The sequence below is a fragment of the Halomonas sp. DN3 genome, from assembly GCF_024137905.1.
GTDB classification, from domain to species: domain Bacteria; phylum Pseudomonadota; class Gammaproteobacteria; order Pseudomonadales; family Halomonadaceae; genus Halomonas; species Halomonas litopenaei.
The window spans coordinates 1,855,844-1,874,680 of record NZ_CP099965.1; the positions used below are offsets into that span (position 1 = coordinate 1,855,844).

The following is an 18,837-nucleotide window of genomic DNA, read 5'->3' on the forward strand; positions in this document are numbered from 1 at the left end:
CAGCAGCGGTGACGGTGGGCTCAGGTCCCCAGCTTGCTGAACAGATAGCCCCACAGGGCGCCTGCGATGATCACGAACAGCACCATGATGCCCCACACCTGGCGGTATTCGCGCACCAGCTCGCGGGCGCCATCGGGACGGGCCAGGATGTCGCGGATGGTGGTATCGGACAGTCGCCTTGCACGAATGTCGTCGAATACCTTGAGCTCGTACTCGGAAGGCTGGCTCTTCAGTCCCACCGCGATCAGCGCCAGGGTGCCGAGCAGGATGGCCACCTGCAGGTTATCGATATGCAGCGGCAGGCTGACCAGGCCGTGGCGCTCGAGTTCGCCCACCACGATGAAGGTGATCGAGCCCACCAGCATGCAGGCCAGCGCGGCGTTGGCGTTCATCCGACGCCAGTGCATGGCGGCGACGATGGTCGGCAGCCAGGCCACGGCAAAGATCGCGCCGGCGTAGATCGAGATCCAGTAGATGCCCGCCGGGCGCGAGATCGCCACGGCGCACACGACCAGCGCTACCACCGCCTGGGAGATGCGGCCGAGTACCACGCCCTTGCGTTCGCTGACCTCACGGTCGAACAACTTCTCGTAGAGGTCGCGGGCCAGGGCGAAGCCGGTCAGCACGAACAGTGTCGAGGCGGTGGACATGATCGACGCCATCAGGCCGGCCAGACCGATACCGGCCAGGGTCGGGTTGGTGTGTTCCATGAAGCCGACGATCATGGCGCGGTCGGTGGGCTCGATGCCGGGCTGGATTACCTGCATGGCGCTGGCCGCCAGAAACACCAGCAGCTGCATGGCCGGGGCGAAGAACACGCCGATCACCGCCACCTTGAGGATGACGAAGTCGTTCTTGGCCGGAAAGACGCGGGACACCAGCGCCGGGGTGCAGGCAAAGAACAGAATCCACACCAGGAACTGGGAGATCGACCAGCCCAGCGGGCGGTCGTTGGCGCCCCCCACGGTCCAGAAACCGGGCAGGGTCTCGCCGAGGCCCTTCATCGCCTCGAAGCCGGCGTCGCCGATCAACATCGGTGCGATGACGAAGGCGATGGCCAGCATGGTGAAGAACATCATGGTGTCGGTGTAGACCACCCCGTACATGCCGGACAGCGAACAGAACGCCAGCAGCGCCAGGGTGAAGGCGACGATGATCACCGGGAAGGGGATATCGATGATCTCGGCCAGCACCAGGCCGGCGCCGATCAGCTGGATGATGCCGTAGCCGAGCAGGCCGATCACCATCAGGATCAGTGCGACCACGCTGACCCACTTGTTGTTAAAGCGGTAGTCGAAGAAGTCCATCATGGTGCGGCAGTTCAGCGCCTTCAGCTTGCGACCGATGAACACCACCGCGATCAGGGTGCCGACCCAGGCGCCGAAGGAGCCCAGCGCCGCGATCACCAGCGGGCCTTCGCTGTAGGAGATGCCGGCGATCCCCATCAGGGTCACGGCGCTGAGGAAGGTGGCGGCCAGGGTGCCGACGATCAGCAGCGTCGAGCCCTGCTCACCCATGACGTAGAAGTCGTCCTTGTTCTTGATACGGCGTGCCAGCAGGGCCGCCACCGCCACGTAGGCGGTCAGTACGATGGCGAAGATGGCCAGGGTCATGACAGGTCTCTCAGGTCAGATGAAGTCTTGTTGTGGTTGGTGGTGTCGGCCGAGGAGGAAGCCGCTGCCTCGTCCTTCAGGCGACGAATGGTCGGCCGGTATTCGCGCAGCAGGATGACGCCGACGATGACCACCGACAGGGCGGTGGTCAGAAAGGCGTTGGCAAACAGCAGCAGCACATGGGAGTTGATGTCCATAAGGTATCTCTTGTTGTGAATGGCCTGAGCGTCCGGGAGCGAGTCGGCTGATCGGGCAAAGGGCCTTCTGATGCTATTCCGACTCGGTGAATCGAAATCGATTCATTGTGGGTTGTTCAGGGCGCTGATGGCGACCTCAGTCGCGCTCGGCGCGTGCCAGCACCGCGTCGCACAGCAGTTGGGTGCCCAGCGCGCAGTGCTCAGGCTCGGCGTATTCGGCCTCGTTGTGGCTGATGCCGTCGCGGCAGGGCACGAAGATCATCACCGTGGGGGTGACGTGGGACAGGTGCACGGCGTCGTGCCCGGCACCGCTCATCATGCAGGGGGCATCGAGCTCGCGCGCCTTGACGGCCTCGCGCAGGGAGTCGATCAGGGCGTCGTCGAAGGGGGTGACCGGAGAATGCCAGCGGCGCTCGAACGTCAGCTCCACGCCCTCGGCGTCGGCGGCGTCCCTGGCCAGACGTTCCAGTTCGGCATCCAGTGCATCGAGGCGTTCGTCGCTGACGTGGCGCAGGTCCAGCAGCAGGCGGACCTCGCCGGGGACCACGTTGCGCGAGGGTTCGACCACCTGGAAGTCGCCCACGGTCAGGCGCGCAGCGCCGTCAGGATCCGCCATGACCACCTCGCGCATGCGCTGGATCATGGCGGTCGCGGCGAGCAATGGGTCACGGCGATAGCTCATCGGCGTGGGGCCTGCGTGGGCCGACTGGCCGCGCAGACTCAGGTCGTACCAGCGGATGCCCTGGACCCCGGTGACGATGCCGAGGGGATGGCCCTGCTCCTCGAGCACCGGGCCCTGCTCGATGTGCAGCTCGAAGTAGGCGTCGAGCTCGGGTTCGCCCAGGGGCAGATCGCCGGCCTCGCCGCAGGCCGCGATGGCCTCGCCCAGGGTGACGCCCTTGCTGTCGCTGGCGCCGAAGAAGGTCGCCTCATCGAGGCGGCCAGTCCAGACGCCGCTGCCGCCCATGGCCGGGGCGAAGCGGCTGCCTTCCTCGTTGGTCCAGACGATCAATGACAACGGCCGGCGGGTGGTGATGGCGTTGTCGTGAAGGCTGCGCAGCACCTCCAGACCCGCCAGTACCCCCAGCACGCCGTCGAAGCGTCCGCCCAGCGGCTGGGTATCCAGGTGGCTACCCATGGACACCGGGGGCAGGTGGTCCTCGCGTCCGGCACGCCGGATAAACAGGTTGCCGGCCTTGTCACGCTGCCAGGTGCAGCCCAGCGCCTCGACCCAGTCCAGCAGCAGACGGCGCCCATCTGCATCTTCAGGGGTCATGGCGAGGCGGCGGCTGCCGCCGTTGGGGGAAGGGCCGACCTCGGCCATCTGCATCAGGCTGTCCCACAGGCGGTTGGCGTCGATATCGATGGAACGGTGGGGTGTCGATGACATGGCAGGAGATTCCTTGTGATTTGGTGTTATGCCAAACCACAAAGCTATTCTCATGCCGTACTTAGAAAAATGTATTTAAAACAAGCGCATAAAGATGAGATGTGGCGCAAGGCGACGTCAAGAGTCACTGTGTGTAACGCGATCGAGTCGGTCCCGACTCGATTGCCGGCGGGGCTAGAAGGGGAGGTGGAACGAGGCCGTAATCATATTCAGATGCTCAAGCTCGGGGTCATTGACCTCCTCGAACTCGACCTGGCCGATCCAGCTGCGGGTCATCCAGCGGGCCCCGAGACCCTGGACCCGGGTGGAGCCACTGGTGGAATCGAAGCTGTTGCGACCGGTGACCGGATCGCTGACCCACTGGGCCATGCCGGTCTTGCCGTAGACGCCGAAGTGGCCGACACGGAAGCCGGCGACCAGGCTGCCCCCCAGGCTGGTCACGTCCTGGACATGCTGGCTGTCGCTGGAAGACATGGGTACGTCATCGCTTTGTCGATAGCGCAACTCGGCCCCCAGGTCCCAGCCGCTTTCCTGCTGTGGCGCCATGCCGGCGGTCAGGCGGAAGCCGGAGGTGTAGCCGTCGGGGGTGTGGACCTTGTCGCCCTGCACCAGGACGCCGCTGTCGAGCCTGACGATTTCCTGGCCCATGCCGGAGAAGGCCGGGGTGGCCGAGTGGGAAGCGTCATTGTCGGCCAGCGGGTCGGCAGCGTCTTCGCTCGCCAGGACAGGGGCCGAGAAGGCGACAAGGGTCAGTGCCGCAAGCAGGCCCGCCAGCAAGGTGTGCGACGTCGGGCGTCGAGCGGGGAGAGAGGGCAAGCGACAAGCAGTCATCATGGTTGTCCTGGCGGAATAGCCTCCGCGGGTGGCACCTGATCGATCATGCTTCGGTTTTATTCAAGGGCTCGGCACTCAATTCTAGACTCAGCCAACTTAAATCTCAGCAACCTCAGCTCTCACCTTGGCTCTCAATCTTGACGCGGCTCATTTTGACCGAGGCTGATCGAGAACACGGCGCAGCGTGAACGCAGCTCGTAGTGAACATGGCTCTCCGAGGCAAGACCCGAGGCAAGACCGTATGCGGGGACACGGACTTGTTCGAGGGCCGGCCCGGCAAGGTGATTCGAGTCGATATTCAGGTGGGAGTCGAATCACTGCCAACCGTTAAAATAGCAATCGCTTTTGTGTACCGCCAGCCTGGGTTTGCTCGTTTCAGGCATTCAGAAAGCGCCAATGCGCGTCGAGCTGGGGGCAAGGGAGGCCCAGGCGTGTGGCGGACTCGCGCAGCGGGCCGAGGATGGCGTCGTGTTCGGTGGGCCGGCCGGCCTCGATATCCTGCAGCATCGAGGCACGGTTGGCGGCGGTCCGCTCGATGACCTGCCAGACCAGGGCGCGCCAGGAGCGGTTGCCATCGTTGACGTCGCTGGCAGCAATGTTGATGGAGGGAACGTCGATGGCGGGAGCGGGAATCTCCAGTGCCGCCAGGATCTGCGCCACCTCGTCGACGGTGGCGTCGACCATGTCGCGGTAAGGATGCCCGCGCAGCTCGCCATTGCGCAGTCGGTAGCGTGCCACCAGGGGGTTGATGGCGGCGTTCACCGCCAGCTTGTGCCACAGCCGGGTGGCGATATCGTCCACCGCCTCGGTGGCCAGGCCGGCGGCGCTCAGGGTGGTGGCCAGTGATCTGGCCAGGGCTTGGGTCTGGAGGGCTTGGGTCTGGAGAGCGTCAGTCCGGAGGGGGTGGGTGTGGGGGCCGTGGCCTTCGCCTGGATGGCCGTCGAGGCCACCGTCGAGATGACCGATGACGGTCTGACCCTGGCCGGCGTGGACGACGCTGTCGTCCGCCTCGATAAAGGCGCCCTCGGTGGTGGAGGCGCACAGCACCGGCCCGCTCCAGGTATCGGTCAAGGGTCGCTGCACGCGCAGCCCGTTCTGCCACAGCACCAGCGGTGTGGCGGCAGGCAGACGGTCGGCCACCGCAGCGAAGGCTGCCCTGGCGGCGTAGGCCTTGGTGGTCAGCATGACCTGGTCGACATCGACGCAGGCAAGGCGTGGCTCGGTGGTGGTGGCCAGTTCAAGGCGCTGGGTCGTGCCATCCGGTGAGGTCAGGGTCTGGATCGTCGGCAGCGGTCGCCGCCCCAGCAGGCGCACGCTCTGGCCGCCAGCGGCAAGCCGACAGGCCAGCAGGCGGCCGATGGCGCCGGGACCGATGATCAGTGTGGTCATGTGGTGCTGCCTTTACGGGAGGGGCGGCGTTTACGCCCGGCGCTGCGGCGTGGCGAGTTGGTGCGGCGGCCTCGCTTGCTGGCGGGGCCGGCTTCCGGCGACTCGCCCTGGGCGGCGCCGAGGGCGGCACTCAGCCGCTGACTGTCGGCGCTGCCCACCAGCGTGCGAAGGTCCTCGACCAGCTGGGCGACGAAGGGTTCCGGTTCGGCCTGGGCTTCGGCGATGCCTTCCAGCCGCTGTTCCCACAGGGCGGTGCGCTCCGGGCGGCTGACCGCTTCGGGCAGCGAGTGGATCAGACCCACCCCCAGGCGTGTGGCGCGCAGCGCCTTGGCCTTGCGCACCAGATAGCCGCGCTCCAGCAGCGTTTCGATGATGCCGGCACGGGTGGCCTCGGTACCCAGACCGTCGGTTTCCCTGAGGGTGCGGCGTACCTCGGGGTCCTCCACGTAGCGGGCGATATTCATCATGGCCTTGATCAGGCTGGCATCGGTAAACGGCTCCGGTGGGCGCGTCTCGCGCTGTTCGACCTGGGCCTCCAGTGCCTGACAGGCCTCGCCCTCGACCAGCGCCGGCAACGGCGGTGGCTCGTCACGGGTGGTGAACAGGGGCTTCCAGCCGGGCACCAGTAGCGTCTGGCCGGAGGCCTGGAAGCGCTCGTCCAGCAGGCGGAACTCGGCCTTCACCTCCTGGGTTTCCAGCGCCGGATAGAACTGGGCCATCACGTTGCGCGCGATCAGACGGTAGACGTCGGCTTCCTGACGCGACAGGCGCTCGGCAACGAAGGGCTTGCCGGTGGGGGCCAGGGCGTGGTGGGCACCGACCTTGGCGTCGTCGAAGGCGCGTGAGCGAAGCCCCATGTCGGCGTTGGCCAGCCAACCGTACAGGGTGGTGTCATCGCGACAGGCGCTGGCCAGTTGGCCCGGCAGGCTCGCCAGGTGTTCACGCGGCAGGTAGCGACAGTCCGAGCGCGGATAGGTGATCAACTGATGGCGCTCGTAAAGGCGCTGGCAGATGTCCAGCACCGCCTTGGCCGAGAGCCCGTGGCGGCGTGCCGCATCGACCTGCAGCGCCGACAGAGAGTAAGGCAAGGGCGGCGGCTGGCGACGACGACGGGAGTCCACGCTGCTCACCTGGCCTTCAGCACCCGGCAGGCGCTCTGCCAGCGTCTGAGCAGGAGCGGCGTCGAGCAGCCGACCGCGCTCGTCCAGGCGATGGGACTCGCCGGGGACCCACCAGGCCTTCAAGGTGCCGGCGCCGACGCGCAGGTGAGCCCACAGCACATAGAAGGGGTAGGGCGTGAAATGACGGATCTCCTCATCGCGGCGCACCACCAGGCCGAGCACCGGCGTCTGCACGCGCCCCACCGACAGCACGCCATCGTGGCCCGCCTGGCGGCCGATCAGGGTCCAGGCGCGGGTCAGGTTGATGCCGTACAGCCAGTCGGCGCGGGCGCGGGTCTGGGCGGCGCGGTAGAGCGGGTAATACCTGGCATTGTCCTCGATCCGCCCGAGTGCTCGAGCCACCGCAGGCCGGTTGAGGTCGTTGATCAGCAGACGCTGGACGGGCCCCTTCCAGCCCAGGTGCTCGATCACCTCCTGGACCAGCAGCTGGCCCTCGCGGTCGGGGTCGCCGGCGTGCACCAGTTGGCGTGCCTGTTTCAGGCGCGCACGAATCACCGACAGCTGACCGCGGGCCTTGGGCCTGGGCACCAGCTTCCACTGACCGGGCACGATGGGCAGGTGGTCGCGTCGCCAGGGCTTGAAGGCCGGGTCGTAGGCATCCGGTGGGGCTTGTTCCAGCAGGTGGCCGAGGCACCAGGTGACCTCGGTGTCGCCGACGGACAGGTAGCCGTCTTTTTTCTGTGCTGCCCCGGGCAGCGCCTCGGCGATGGAGCGAGCCAGGCTCGGTTTTTCCGCAATGATCAATCGCATAGCGCACCGGTGCGGGTGAATCGTCTGGATATTCTTCCAGTATGTGTGATGAGATGCCAGGTGTACCATGGAGTGAAAAGTGTACAAGTCCTATATCATTTTTGTGTGCAGATGCGGGTAAGGTGACCGTCTTGTGACGCGCTATCCTCCCGGTGAGGCCAGCGTTGCCAGCATCTTGCAGGGCGCCCGTACGGGCAGGAGGCAGCATGCGTCAGTCAGGCCGGACACGCCGGATGCTCGGGTTGTCCGCTCGTACCGGATCGACCCTGCTGCGCTCGAGAATCGGCGGCAAGGCCGATTGGCAGGCGCTCGGCGAGTCGCTGTTTGAAGGCCTTTCCGAGCTCAAGGGGCCGGCGATGAAGATCGCTCAGGTCATGTCCCAGTGGGATGACCTGCTGCCCCCGGCCCTGGCCGAAGAGCTTGCCCGGCTGCAGAAGGATGCTGCACCGGTGCCCTGGGCCGAGATCAAGGTGGCGCTTGAGGCAGAGCTCGGCGACCTCGATGCCCTGTTCGACGAGATCGAGCCCGAGCCCTTTGCCAGCGCCTCCATGGGACAGGTGCATCGAGCCTGGACCCGGGACGGTCGTACCCTGGTGCTCAAGGTGCAGTACCCGGGGCTTGATCGGGTGCTGGAACAGGACCTGGTGCAGGTCAGAAGGCTGCTGCGACTGGGTCGCTGGCTCAAGGTGTCCCAGGCACGCCTCGATGCTCTGTTCGACGAACTCGCCGATGGACTGCGGCGCGAGCTCGACTATCGCGCCGAAGCGGACGCACTGGAGCGCTACCGGCGGCGCTATGCCGATCACCCCGACCTGGTGATGCCGAAGCCCGTGAAGGAGCTCAGTAGTCCAAGGGTGCTGGCGATGGAGTATCTGCCGGGGACGCCCCTGCGTGACCTCGAAGGTGCCGACGATGCCCTGCGGCAGCGGGTGTCGCGCACCCTGGCGGACTGGATCACCGAGGAGCTGTTCACCCACCACGAGTTGCACGCCGATCCCCACGCCGGCAATTTTGCCGTCGATGAACAGGGCCGGCTGGTGGTGTATGACCTGGGTGCCGTGATCGCGGTCCCCCGGGAGCGGCTGGCCGGTCTGGTGGCGCTGCTTGGGGCAACCCTGGACGGTGACCCCATGGCCATGGATGAGGCCGTGCGCGGGCTCGGCGGTCGACAGGGAGAGGGCGCGCCGTTGGCGCTGTATCGCGAATCCGCGGAAGCGGTGTCGCCGCTGTTCGCGCCCGGTGAGCAGGACTTCGGCGATGTACGGGTGCATCGGCGTCTGCGCGAGCTGAGCCCCCGGGTGTGGGGCGCGCTGGACCGCCTGCAGCCCCCTGCCGGCATGCTGTTGCTGGCGCGTACGCTTAATGGTCATTACTGGAACCTGGTGCGGCTCGAGGGGCGCCTGGACATGCATTCACGGAGTGCACAGTTGCTGGAAGCCTACGCCGTCTGAGGCGCGGGTCTGCCCAGCCGGTGCATGCACTGTTAGACTGTGCCGTTTTCAATTTCGGGGAGATAGCGATGCTGGCGTTATGGGTGGATCAACTGCTGGGTTTTGCCGCGGGCGCCCTGGCAGCCATTCGGCAGGATGAACGCTATCCGAGCTTGATGAGCTGGGCGCGCGAGGAGGGGCCTGCCTGCGTGGGCGGTGACAAGGCCCTGGCCCAGGCGCTGGCTCCCGAACTGTGGTCCCAGACGCCCCTGGCACGTCTCGACTTCGCCTGTGAAACCCTGGCACGCCCTGGCCGCAACGAACCTTGCTGGTGCGACTCTGGACGCAAGATGAAGCAGTGCTGCGGCGCCGTCAGCCTGCCCGGTCACCTGCCGCCTCATCTGATGTGGATGCTGTCGCTGAGGGAGTGGAAAGGGGAGACGCTGAAGGCTGCCCTGGCCAGTGGTCGCGCCCCTGCCCAGGCGCTATTGGAGGCAGGGCTGATCGCCGCCGAATCGGGCCAGCGAGGACGTGCCCAGCAGATCCTCGAGTCACTGTTCGACAATGCCGACTGGGAGCGCCTGCCGGAACAGGCCGAGCCCGCCTTCGAGATCCTGCTGGACCTTTTCCAGGAGCGCGGTTTCCACCGCAAGCGCGAGGCGCTGCTGGACGAGGTGCTGGAGCGGGGACCGATGTTCCTGCGTGGCGTGGCGCTGGAGCGGCTGTGTCTGATGCACCTGGACAACGACGATCTCGACAGTGCTCGCTCGGCCTTCGTGCGTGCCCAGCAGGCCCTTCCCGATTCGCCGACCCTGGCCTATATCGAGGCCATGCTGCTGCTCCACGAGGGCCACGACGAGGAGGCCATGGAGCGCTCGCGCTTCTGGCTGCGGCGGCTGACCCGCCAGGGTGATCTCGACCCCGACCAGCTGCAGTTCCTGGCCGACCTGGCCGACAACCCGGGTGCCACCCTGGCCGATCAGCTGCTGTGCGCCGAAGAGGATCTCGGCGAGCCCCTGGTGGGCCTGCAGACCCTGCTGGCGGAGTTGCCGCCGCCCCCGCCGATCAAGGTGGTGGAGGAAGACGGGCAGTTGCTGTATCGCTCCACGGCGCGGGAGGACACGCTGTTCGCCGCCTTCCAGGAGGGTTTCCAGGTCGACGTGGACCCGGATGCGCCGATGGACTTTCTCGGAGATCCGTGGTTCAATGCCGCAGCCTGGTTGCCGGCACTGTGTGCCAACCCCGAACAGCTTGATTCACCGGCGGTGCTGCAGTCGGTGTCGCTGGCGCTGACCAGCCGTTTCGGCAGTCTGCCGTGGATGGCGCCGAGCCTGTTCGAGCCCCTGGCCGAGCGTCTCGAACGCTGGCTTCTGCAGATTCGTCAGAGTGGCGACGGCGCCTTCCAGTGGGACCAGGAAGACAACGCCCAGCTTCTGCGGGCGGGGCTTGCGCTGGTGGTGGGCATGGAACGCGGCTCCCGCCAGCACTCGCGGGAACTGGCCGAACTGCTGCTGTCGCTGGACAAGCAGGACAGTCTGGGGCTGCGCGAGCTGGTGCTCGACCAGTTGCTGCGTGAAGGCCGCGACGACGAGGCGCTGGAGATCAGCCGCCAGGCTCTGGAGGTCGGTCCTGCCGATGACGAGACGCCGCTGCTGGGCATGTACATGGGGCAGGTGCTGGCGCTGTACCGACTGGGCCAGCTCGACGACGCGGCCCTGGCATTGGAGAGCGCCCAGCGCCACAACGCCCACGCGGTGGCGCTTCTCTGCAGCGACAACCCCAAACGTGGCGCCACCCCCGGCAATGGCCAATTGGCCGAGCCCGGCACCCGCGCCGAGGCCTGGCAGTACCGTACCCTGATGCGCGATCAGTGGCGCAGCACACCGGGCGCGCTGGCCTGGCTGGAAGAGCGCAGCGGACGGCGCGGTTGATCGCAAGCCCCGCTCAAGGGGCGCACTACAAGGCGGCTTCAGCAATGGGGGGTGATCGCTGCCTGCGCTGGAAACGGCTCCGGCTGAGACTGGGGGCGCGTAGCGCCGAAGGTCTACTCAGACCCCCAGTTACGGGGCCAAACGCTGAAGCACCATGGAAAAAGAGGGCCGACAACGTCGGCCCTCTTTTGGTTATGCACGCTGCATCGATGGCGTCATGGCTTGTCGAGGCTGACGGCGTGATCCCCTGGCTCGCGCACATGGTGTCGCCAGACCCACAGCGCCATCAGGATGGCCGGTACGCCCAGCGCCGAGGCCAGCACAAAGAAGCTCGGGTAGCCCATTCCCTCCACCACCAGCCCGCCAAAGCCTGACAGGAACTTTCCGGGCAGGGTCATCAACGACGAGAACAGGGCGTACTGGGTGGCCGTGTAGGCCCGCGAGGTCAGGCTCGACAGGAAGGCGATGAACACTGCGCTTGCCAGGCCATTGCTGAGATTGTCGCCGACGATAGTGAGCACCAGCAGCGAGTGCTGGGCGCCACTGAGCGCCAGCCAGGCGAACATCAGGTTGGTCAGCACGGTGGCCGTAGCGCCGAGCACCAGGATGCGTCCGATGCCGTAGCGCACCACCAGCACCCCGCCGACCAACCCACCGACGAGACTCATGATGACGCCGAACACCTTGGTCACGGTGGCGATGGTGTCGAGGCTGAAGCCCAGGTCGACGTACAGCGGATAGGCCATCGAGGCCATCGCCAGGTCGCTGATGCGATAGATGCCGATAAACAGCAAAAGTCCCAGTGCGCCCAGTCCGAAGCGCCCGAAGAAGTCGAGAAAGGGGCAGACCACGGAGCCGATCAACCAGGCGCCGGTGCGCCGGACCCATGCGGGCCGGCCGCGGCTGGCGCGCAGGAAGGCGCGCACCCGGGGCTCCTTGGCCAGGCGACTGGCCAGCGGTTGGCGCGGCGGCTCGGGACGCAGCAGTACGGTGATCATGCCCACCGCCGTCAGTGCCGCCATGCACTGGTAGGACACCTGCCAGGAGAAGGCCGACGCCAGATACAGCGCCCCTGCACCGGCCATGATCAGGCCGCCGCGATAGCCGATGATGTAGGTGGAGGCCATCGCCGCCTGGACCTCGTCCTCGGCCGACTCGATACGAAAGGCGTCGATGGCGATGTCCTGGGTGGCCGAGCCGAAGGCCACCATCAGCGCAAACAGCGCCACCGCGCCGAGCTGGGAGGCCGGGTCGAGTGACGAAAGGCCCAGCAGGCCGCCCATGATCAGCGCCTGGCCGGCAAGCATCCAGCTGCGCCGCTGGCCCAGCAGGCGGGTCAGCAGCGGCAGGCGGAAGGCGTCCACCACCGGTGCCCAGAAGAACTTTATCGAGTACAGCAGTCCAATCCACGAGAAGAAACCGATGGCGGCGACCTCGACCCCGCTGGTACGCAGCCAGGTGGTCAGGGTGGAGAACACCAGCAGAAAGGGAAGGCCCGCAGAAAAGCCCAGAAACAGCATGGCCAGCACGGGTAATCGCAGGTAGACGCGCAGGGCGTCGACCCAGGGATGCTGGCCGGACGAGGTGGGCATGGATAGCCTCCTTGCAGTTGGTCGGCCACAGGCCGCCTTCCGAATGGTAAAATGCGCGCAACATCTCGGTGCGTCTCGACGAATTGTTGCAAAGCCGCAGGGGCGATACCAGCGGTGATCATCAAGGGTCGTCGGCAACGCACCGGGAACCGCGTCAATGACAGGCGATACTGCCGGCTTGGTGGCTGGTGGTGGTTGAGTCTGGAAGGAGTCACATGAGTCACAGCAATATCGAGGCGGGCCTGGGGGGCGATGCCACTCCGCGCTGGTACGTGGTCCAGTGCAAGGGCGGAGAGTCGTTCCGGGCCGCCGAGCATCTGGCCAACCAGGGATACGAGCTCTTTCATCCGGTGCTGGAGGTGCAGAAGAAGCGCCGCAACAAGCTGACCTGGGTCGAGGAGCCGCTGTTCCCCTACTATCTGTTTCTGCGGCTCGACCAGGTCGAGAGCAACTGGCGCCCGATTCGCTCGACCCGCGGAGTGTTGAAGATCGTGACCTTCGGGCTGTCGATGCCGGTGCCGGTCAGCGATGAGCTGATCGACCTGCTGCGCCAGCACGGCGAAGCCAAGGACGACGATCCTGGCCAGCTTTACTTCCGGGCCGGAGAGTCGGTGGAGATCACCGACGGACCCTTCAAGGACCTCAAGGCGGTGTTCGAGAGCCACAAGGGCGAAGAGCGGGCGATCGTGCTGCTCAACATGCTGCATCGCCAGCAGCGCCTGGAAATGCCCGTCGCCGCGCTCAAGCGCCAGGACTGATGTCGACCCCAAGGAGCCCGAGATGAGAATTTCTCCCCAGTGTGTGGTGCGTCTGCACTATGTCCTGAGCAACCAGCAGGGCGACGTCCTGGACGATTCCTGGAAGCGCGATGAGCCGCTGGAGTATCTGCACGGTCACGGCAACCTGATGGAAGGCCTCGAGCGCGCCCTGGTCGACGCCGAGGTCGGCAGCCGCCTCAGCGTCACCCTGTCCCCGGCCGAGGCCTACGGCCTGCGCGACGAGTCGCTGGTGCGCGAGGTGGGTCGCCAGGCCTTTCCCGGCACCGATCTGCGCCCCGGCATGTGCTTCCAGACCCCCGGCGATGCCGGCCCGCAGATCGTCAGCGTGGTGGAGGTCAAGGGGGACAGCGTGGTGGTGGACACCAACCACCCCCTGGCCGGGGAGACCCTGTCGTATCGCCTCGAGGTGCTCGAAATTCGCCAGGCCACCCGCGCCGAACTGGCCAAGGGGCACCCTCTGCCGCCCGGCACCGAGGCCTCCGAGGTGGAGGACCGCAAGGTCCTCTAGGGTCCCGGCAGTGGTAGCTGGAGGCGCTATCGCTGAAAGAGTGCCAGCAACGACGAAAAAGCCGCCTGTTGAAGGCGGCTTTTTCGTCGTCATGGCGGGCCGATGTCTCGCGGTCACCCTTGACGCAGGTCAGCACAATTCAAGGGCCGACCGGGTACCATGAATTCATCGACACAGAGACAGGAGGACAGCGCCATGTACGTCGACAACGCCGTCATTTTCGGGCTGGGTGCCGTCGCTCTCTCTGTGGCCTTCATGGCCGGCTGGATCGCTTTTATCATCCGCGACGCTCACCGTCGCAAGCGATAGTCGTCAACCAGCGTCAGGGGAGGGGGAGTCATCCCCCTTTTTCAACCGACCCTTCGGGGTCGGTTTTTTTTGGTTTATTGCTTCTGAGATCACCTGAACTCGCCTGAATTCCTCTGGACCCGCCTGCCAGGCGCGCCGCGACAAGCCGCGGCGCGCCAGGCGGGGCCTTAAAGGGCGATGCGCTGCTTGAGGAACTCGACGATCTCGTCGGCGGGCACCATGGTGGCCTCGCTGTCACGGCGACCCTTGTACTCGAGCTCACCCTTGTCGAGGCTGCGATCGCCCACCACCAGCCGATGGGGCAGGCCCATCAGTTCCTGATCGGCGAAGCGCACGCCGGGACGCAGATCACGATCATCCAGCAGCACGTCGAAGCCGGCGGCGCTGAGTTCGTCGTGCAGGCGCTCGCTGGTCTCGCGCACACGCTGGGACTTGTGGGCGTTCATCGGCACGATGGCGATATGGAAGGGGGCGATGGCGTCGGGCCAGATGATCCCGCCCTGGTCGTGGTTCTGCTCGATGGCAGAGGCCACCACGCGGGTGATGCCGATGCCGTAGCAGCCCATCCAGGGGTGAACCGCCTTGCCTTCGTCGCCCAGCACGGTGGCGTTCATGGCCTCGCTGTACTTGCGACCGAGCTGGAACACGTGGCCTACCTCGATGCCGCGCTTGATCGACAGCACGCCCTTGCCGTCGGGTGACGGGTCACCCTCGACCACGTTACGCAGGTCGGCGACCTTTGGCAGGGCCACGTCGCGCTCCCAGTTGATGCCGAAGTAGTGCTTGCCGTCGACGTTGGCACCGGCGCCGAAGTCGCTCATCAGCGCCACGCTGCGATCGATGACGATCGGCATCTCGAGCCCCACCGGGCCCAGCGAGCCGGGGCCGGCGCCCACGGCGGCGCGGATCTCTTCTTCGCTGGCCATGGTCAGCGGCGTCGCCACCTCCTCGAGGTGCTCGGCCTTGACCTCGTTGAGCTCATGATCACCGCGCACCAGCAGCGCCACCAGGCCGCCCTCGTGGCCGTGCACCATCAGGGTCTTGATGGTCTTCTCGATGGGCAGACCGTGCTGCTCGACCAGGGTGGCGATGGTCTTGGCGTTGGGGGTGTCGACCAGCCTCAGCTCCTCGGTGGGCTCGGCGCGGCGGGCATCGCTGTCCAGGGGCGCAGGCAGGGCCTCGGCCTTTTCCATGTTGGCGGCGTAGTCGGACTCGGTGGAGAAGACGATATCGTCCTCGCCGGAGTCGGCCAGTACGTGGAATTCGTGGGAGCCGGTACCACCGATGGAGCCGTTGTCGGCGATCACCGGACGGAAGTCGAGACCCAGGCGAGTGAAGATGCGCACGTAGGCGTCGTACATCTTCTGGTAGGTGTCCTTGAGCGAGGCCTCGTCCAGGTGGAAGGAGTAGGCGTCCTTCATGATGAACTCACGCGAGCGCATGACCCCGAAGCGCGGACGGATCTCGTCACGGAACTTGGTCTGGATCTGGTAGAAGTTGGCCGGCAGCTGCTTGTAGCTGGCGATCTCCTTGCGTACCAGGTCGGTGATCACCTCTTCGTGGGTCGGGCCGACGCAGTAGTCACGCTGGTGTCGATCCTTCAGGCGCAGCAGTTCCGGACCGTACTGCTCCCAGCGGCCGGACTCCTGCCACAGCTCGGCCGGCTGCACCGCCGGCATCAGCAGCTCCTGGGCGCCGGCACGGTCCATCTCCTCGCGCACGATACGCTCCACCTTGCGCAGGGTGCGAAGGCCCAGCGGCAGCCAGGTGTACAGGCCGGAGGTGAGGCGGCGAATCATGCCCGCGCGCAGCATCAGCTGGTGGCTGATGACCTCGGCGTCGGCAGGAGTTTCCTTCAGGGTACTGATCAGAAGTTCGGTGGCGCGCATGGGTCCGCAGGTTCCTTCACATCGAGTCTGGTAAGCGCTGGAGGCGAGCAGGACAGCAGGCTGTCCCGTCGATGGCCGTCGAGGGGCATCCTCGGCGACTCGCATCCGGCCATGAAAGTGACGTGCATTGTACGGGGAAGGTGTCATGCCGGCAAAAGCAACCGCCACCGTTGGTGGCGACAAGGAGCGAAGGGTGGCGAACGTGGTAGGATGCGCATGAGTTTTATCATGCTGGGCAGCGGTCGAGTCGTTGTCGGCACCGCTTTCCGTCATTTACGCCAGATTACTGCAAGAGGAAGTTGTTCATGCTGCGTCCGCCCCGTCTGCTTACCGGCCTGGTGCTTGCCACCACCCTGACCTCGCTCGTCGGCTGCGGCACCGTCTTTCACCCTGAACGCAAGGGGCAGATCAGTGGTCGCATCGACCCGGTGGTGGCGGTGGCCAACGGCGTCGGCCTGCTGTTCTTTATCGTGCCCGGGGTGATCGCCTACGCGGTGGACTTCTCCAACGGCACCATCTACCTGCCGGGTACGGGCTCCGCCAGCGTCGATTCTCTGCCCATGGGCGAGGGACGCGATCTGGCGAGCCTCGAGCGGCTGGTCAGCGAACGTGTCGGTACCGAGGTCAAGCTGAGCGACGAGCTGGTGCGTGTCGAGCAGGTCGAGAGCCTGGATGAGGCCCTGGCCATGGTGCGCATGGCCAGTGACGAGGCGACCCACGCTGGCCGTGGTTTGCCAGCCCGTGCCTTGCCAGCCAGTACCTCGCCCGACAGCGTGTCGCTGGACGGCTGAGATCGATCACGCCGGGTGCGCGCGCAGCACCCGGCGGCTGCTCCTGTGGTTCTTCCCTTGTCTTGTGATTCTTCCATCGCCGCCTGAGCGGCCGCCCCCGCAGCATCCTTCCCGCAATCTCTACCGCCCCCGACTCAGCGCCTGCGCTGCAGTCTCAGCACGATCAGCCCCGCCACCAGGCCCCAGAAGGCCGAGCCGATGCCCGCCAGGGTCAATGGCGATGCGGTGATGGCGAAGGTGACCAGCACCGCGTCCAGGTTGTCGCCGTCGCTGAAGGCGGTACGTAGCGCACCGCCCAGGGTGGCCATCAGCGCAAGTCCCGCCACCACCGCGATCATGGCGCTGGGCAGGGCGTCGAACAACGACGCCACCGTCGCCCCCAGGGCGCCCAGCAGCAGATAGCCCATTCCCGCCGCAATGCCGGCGGTGTAGCGTCGCCCAGGCTCGCGGTGGGCCTCTTCGCCAAGGCAGGGGGCCGCGCTGATCGCCGCCATGTTGACGCCGTGGCCACCGAAGGGTGCCATCAGCAGCGACGCCAGGCCGGTGGCCCCCAGGCTTGCCGCCACCGGCGGCGTAAAGCCCGCGCTTCTGACCATGGCGAACCCCGGCAGGTTCTGGGTGGTCAGGGTGACCGCGAACAGCGGTATGCCGATACCCAGGCACACCACAGGATCGAAGGCCGGGGTCACCCAGGCGGGACGGGTCAGACTCACGGCAACACCCGCCAGACTCAAGTCGCCGCGGCCCAGGCACAGCGCCACCCCCGCGGCCAGGACCGTGACGATGGCCAGGCGTGGCGCCAGGCGGTGGCACAGCATCCATACACCCAGCAGAGCCAGCGGCAGCCAGGGGTCCGTCTGCACGGTGGTGAAGACTTCCAGCACGAAGGGCAACAGGATGCCGGCCAGCATGGCCGAGGCGATCGACGCCGGCACCACCGCCATGATGCGCTCGACCAGGCCGCTGGCGGCGACGGCGAGCATCAGCAGCGATGACAGCAGGAAGGCACCGACGGCCTGGTCGAAGGGCACGCCGGGCAACTGGGTCACCAGCAACGCCGCCCCGGGCGTCGACCAGGCGGTCAGCAGCGGCATGCGATAGCGCCAGGACAGCCCCAGCGATGTCACACCCATGCCGATGCCCAGGGCCCACATCCAGGAGCCGATCTGGGCCTGATCGATAGCGGCGGCCTGGGCCGCCTGGAAGATGATCGCGGCGGAACTGGCGTAGCCGATCAAGACCGCGGCGAACCCGGCGGCCAGCGTGGAGGGATGAAGGTCGTCGAGCACTTTCGGGCGATGCGTCTGGCCAGCCTTGGCGGCCAGTGAACTGGGCGAAGCTTTCATGAGACGGTCCAGAAAAAGCCAGGGAAAACCGCGGAGCGGGTACATTGGTGCTTGTGCGTTATAACGTCCAAGGCTAGCAGTGGACGTTATAACGCACAAGCATGCTGAAGTGAGAGAAGAGAGAAGAGAGAAGAGAGAAGAGAGAAGAGGGACGAGGGACGAGGGACAAGAGGCGAGAGAATAGGGACGAGGAACAAGAGGCAGGAGGCGTGGCGCGTAAGGTGTGGTGTGCTGACCGCAAGCGACGGCGGGCCAGCGGCGTAAACCTTGCGTATACTGGGCCGACCTTTCTGGAGGCCGCCATGCAGGATATTGCCGACCATATCGCCACCACCCTGAAGGGACTGCGCCAGGCTCAGGGCTGGAGTCTCGAGCGTGCCGCTCGCGAAACCGGCGTCAGCAAGGCCATGCTCGGCCAGATCGAGCGTGGCGAGTCGAGTCCCACCGTCGCCACGCTATGGCGTATCGCCAGCGGCTTTCGGGTCAGCTTCTCGTCGCTGTTCGGGAGCCCGACACGGGCCATGGACGGCCCCCTGGAAGAACGGCGCGTGAGTATCGACGATTCGGTATGGGGCAGGGACAGCGCCGGCATGCGCGCCAAGCTGCTGTTTCCCTATGATCCCATGCTGGGTTTCGAGATGTTCGAGATCGAGCTGGCCGAAGGCGCCGAGAGCGCTTCGAGTCCCCATGCGCCGGGGGTGGTGGAGCATCTGGTGGTGGTGGAGGGCGAGCTGGTGCTGGCGATCGACGACGACTGGCATCTGTTGAAGGCGGGGGAGGGGCTGCGCTTCTTCGCCGATCGTCCCCACCTGATGCGCAATGAGGGGCCGGGGACGCTGCGCTTTCACGATGTGATCCACTATCTACCCGGTGCCGCCAGCGACGGTTCCGGTTGAAGCTCGTCCCGT

At 66.2% G+C, this 18,837-nt stretch carries 16 protein-coding genes; 7 read left to right on the top strand and 9 right to left on the bottom strand.

Translation table 11 applies throughout. From position 1 onward, the window contains the following. Positions 1–20: 20 nt before the first annotated feature. The 6 genes from NKF27_RS08250 to NKF27_RS08275 form a co-directional block, all read right to left on the bottom strand. On the bottom strand, positions 21–1,613 hold the full coding sequence (locus tag NKF27_RS08250; protein ID WP_045993192.1) for a sodium:solute symporter family protein: 1,593 nt from the start codon (positions 1,611–1,613) through the stop codon (positions 21–23). Continuing rightward, complete coding sequence (locus tag NKF27_RS08255) at positions 1,610–1,810, bottom strand: hypothetical protein (protein ID WP_045993193.1); 201 nt, start codon at positions 1,808–1,810, stop codon at positions 1,610–1,612. Before NKF27_RS08255 ends, NKF27_RS08250 begins: the two co-directional genes overlap by 4 nt. A 136-nt stretch (positions 1,811–1,946) precedes the next feature. After that, on the bottom strand, positions 1,947–3,200 hold the full coding sequence (locus NKF27_RS08260; protein ID WP_253556019.1) for a M20 family metallo-hydrolase: 1,254 nt from the start codon (positions 3,198–3,200) through the stop codon (positions 1,947–1,949). A gap of 174 nt (positions 3,201–3,374) precedes the next feature. Then, positions 3,375–4,034 carry an outer membrane beta-barrel protein gene (locus NKF27_RS08265; RefSeq protein WP_253556020.1) on the bottom strand — a complete coding sequence of 220 codons (660 nt, stop codon included), beginning with the start codon at positions 4,032–4,034 and terminating at the stop codon, positions 3,375–3,377. A gap of 375 nt (positions 4,035–4,409) precedes the next feature. After that, positions 4,410–5,423 carry a ketopantoate reductase family protein gene (locus NKF27_RS08270; protein ID WP_253556021.1) on the bottom strand — a complete coding sequence of 338 codons (1,014 nt, stop codon included), beginning with the start codon at positions 5,421–5,423 and terminating at the stop codon, positions 4,410–4,412. Next, the gene (locus NKF27_RS08275) at positions 5,420–7,354 is read right to left on the bottom strand and encodes a DNA topoisomerase III (RefSeq protein ID WP_253556022.1); all 1,935 of its coding nucleotides are present in this window, start codon (positions 7,352–7,354) and stop codon (positions 5,420–5,422) included. Before NKF27_RS08275 ends, NKF27_RS08270 begins: the two co-directional genes overlap by 4 nt. A 206-nt stretch (positions 7,355–7,560) precedes the next feature. On the opposite strand from NKF27_RS08275, the gene NKF27_RS08280 reads away from it, so the two are divergent. Together NKF27_RS08280 and NKF27_RS08285 are read left to right on the top strand one after the other, a co-directional pair. Beyond that, positions 7,561–8,805: an AarF/ABC1/UbiB kinase family protein gene (locus NKF27_RS08280; RefSeq protein WP_253556023.1), complete on the top strand. Its 1,245-nt coding sequence runs from the start codon at positions 7,561–7,563 to the stop codon at positions 8,803–8,805. 68 nt (positions 8,806–8,873) lie between these two features. Continuing rightward, complete coding sequence (locus NKF27_RS08285) at positions 8,874–10,715, top strand: SEC-C metal-binding domain-containing protein (protein WP_253556024.1); 1,842 nt, start codon at positions 8,874–8,876, stop codon at positions 10,713–10,715. Between the two features lie 215 nt (positions 10,716–10,930). Here the strand turns inward: NKF27_RS08285 and NKF27_RS08290 are convergent, their stop codons facing one another. Beyond that, entirely contained in the window at positions 10,931–12,307 is a 1,377-nt protein-coding gene (locus NKF27_RS08290; RefSeq protein WP_253556025.1) for an MFS transporter, read from the bottom strand. Between the two features lie 215 nt (positions 12,308–12,522). Here NKF27_RS08290 and rfaH point away from each other — a divergent pair, with 215 nt between their 5' ends. From rfaH to ccoM, 3 genes are all read left to right on the top strand, one after another. Further along, the gene (gene rfaH / locus NKF27_RS08295; RefSeq protein ID WP_045994239.1) at positions 12,523–13,065 is read left to right on the top strand and encodes a transcription/translation regulatory transformer protein RfaH; all 543 of its coding nucleotides are present in this window, start codon (positions 12,523–12,525) and stop codon (positions 13,063–13,065) included. 22 nt (positions 13,066–13,087) lie between these two features. Then, positions 13,088–13,594, top strand: coding sequence for a peptidylprolyl isomerase (locus NKF27_RS08300; protein WP_222516999.1), 507 nt, complete (start codon positions 13,088–13,090; stop codon positions 13,592–13,594). A gap of 195 nt (positions 13,595–13,789) precedes the next feature. After that, entirely contained in the window at positions 13,790–13,903 is a 114-nt protein-coding gene (gene ccoM / locus NKF27_RS21155; protein WP_286985057.1) for a cytochrome c oxidase subunit CcoM, read from the top strand. Positions 13,904–14,070: 167 nt separating this feature from the next. Here the strand turns inward: ccoM and NKF27_RS08305 are convergent, their stop codons facing one another. Then, complete coding sequence (locus NKF27_RS08305; protein ID WP_108447716.1) at positions 14,071–15,792, bottom strand: proline--tRNA ligase; 1,722 nt, start codon at positions 15,790–15,792, stop codon at positions 14,071–14,073. 305 nt (positions 15,793–16,097) lie between these two features. Here NKF27_RS08305 and NKF27_RS08310 point away from each other — a divergent pair, with 305 nt between their 5' ends. Then, positions 16,098–16,583 carry a hypothetical protein gene (locus NKF27_RS08310; protein WP_231498637.1) on the top strand — a complete coding sequence of 162 codons (486 nt, stop codon included), beginning with the start codon at positions 16,098–16,100 and terminating at the stop codon, positions 16,581–16,583. Between the two features lie 134 nt (positions 16,584–16,717). On the opposite strand, the gene NKF27_RS08315 is transcribed toward NKF27_RS08310, so the two are convergent. After that, positions 16,718–17,929 carry a benzoate/H(+) symporter BenE family transporter gene (locus NKF27_RS08315; RefSeq protein ID WP_253556026.1) on the bottom strand — a complete coding sequence of 404 codons (1,212 nt, stop codon included), beginning with the start codon at positions 17,927–17,929 and terminating at the stop codon, positions 16,718–16,720. Between the two features lie 302 nt (positions 17,930–18,231). Here NKF27_RS08315 and NKF27_RS08320 point away from each other — a divergent pair, with 302 nt between their 5' ends. Continuing rightward, on the top strand, positions 18,232–18,825 hold the full coding sequence (locus tag NKF27_RS08320) for a helix-turn-helix domain-containing protein (RefSeq protein ID WP_045994260.1): 594 nt from the start codon (positions 18,232–18,234) through the stop codon (positions 18,823–18,825). Positions 18,826–18,837 lie beyond the last annotated feature (12 nt).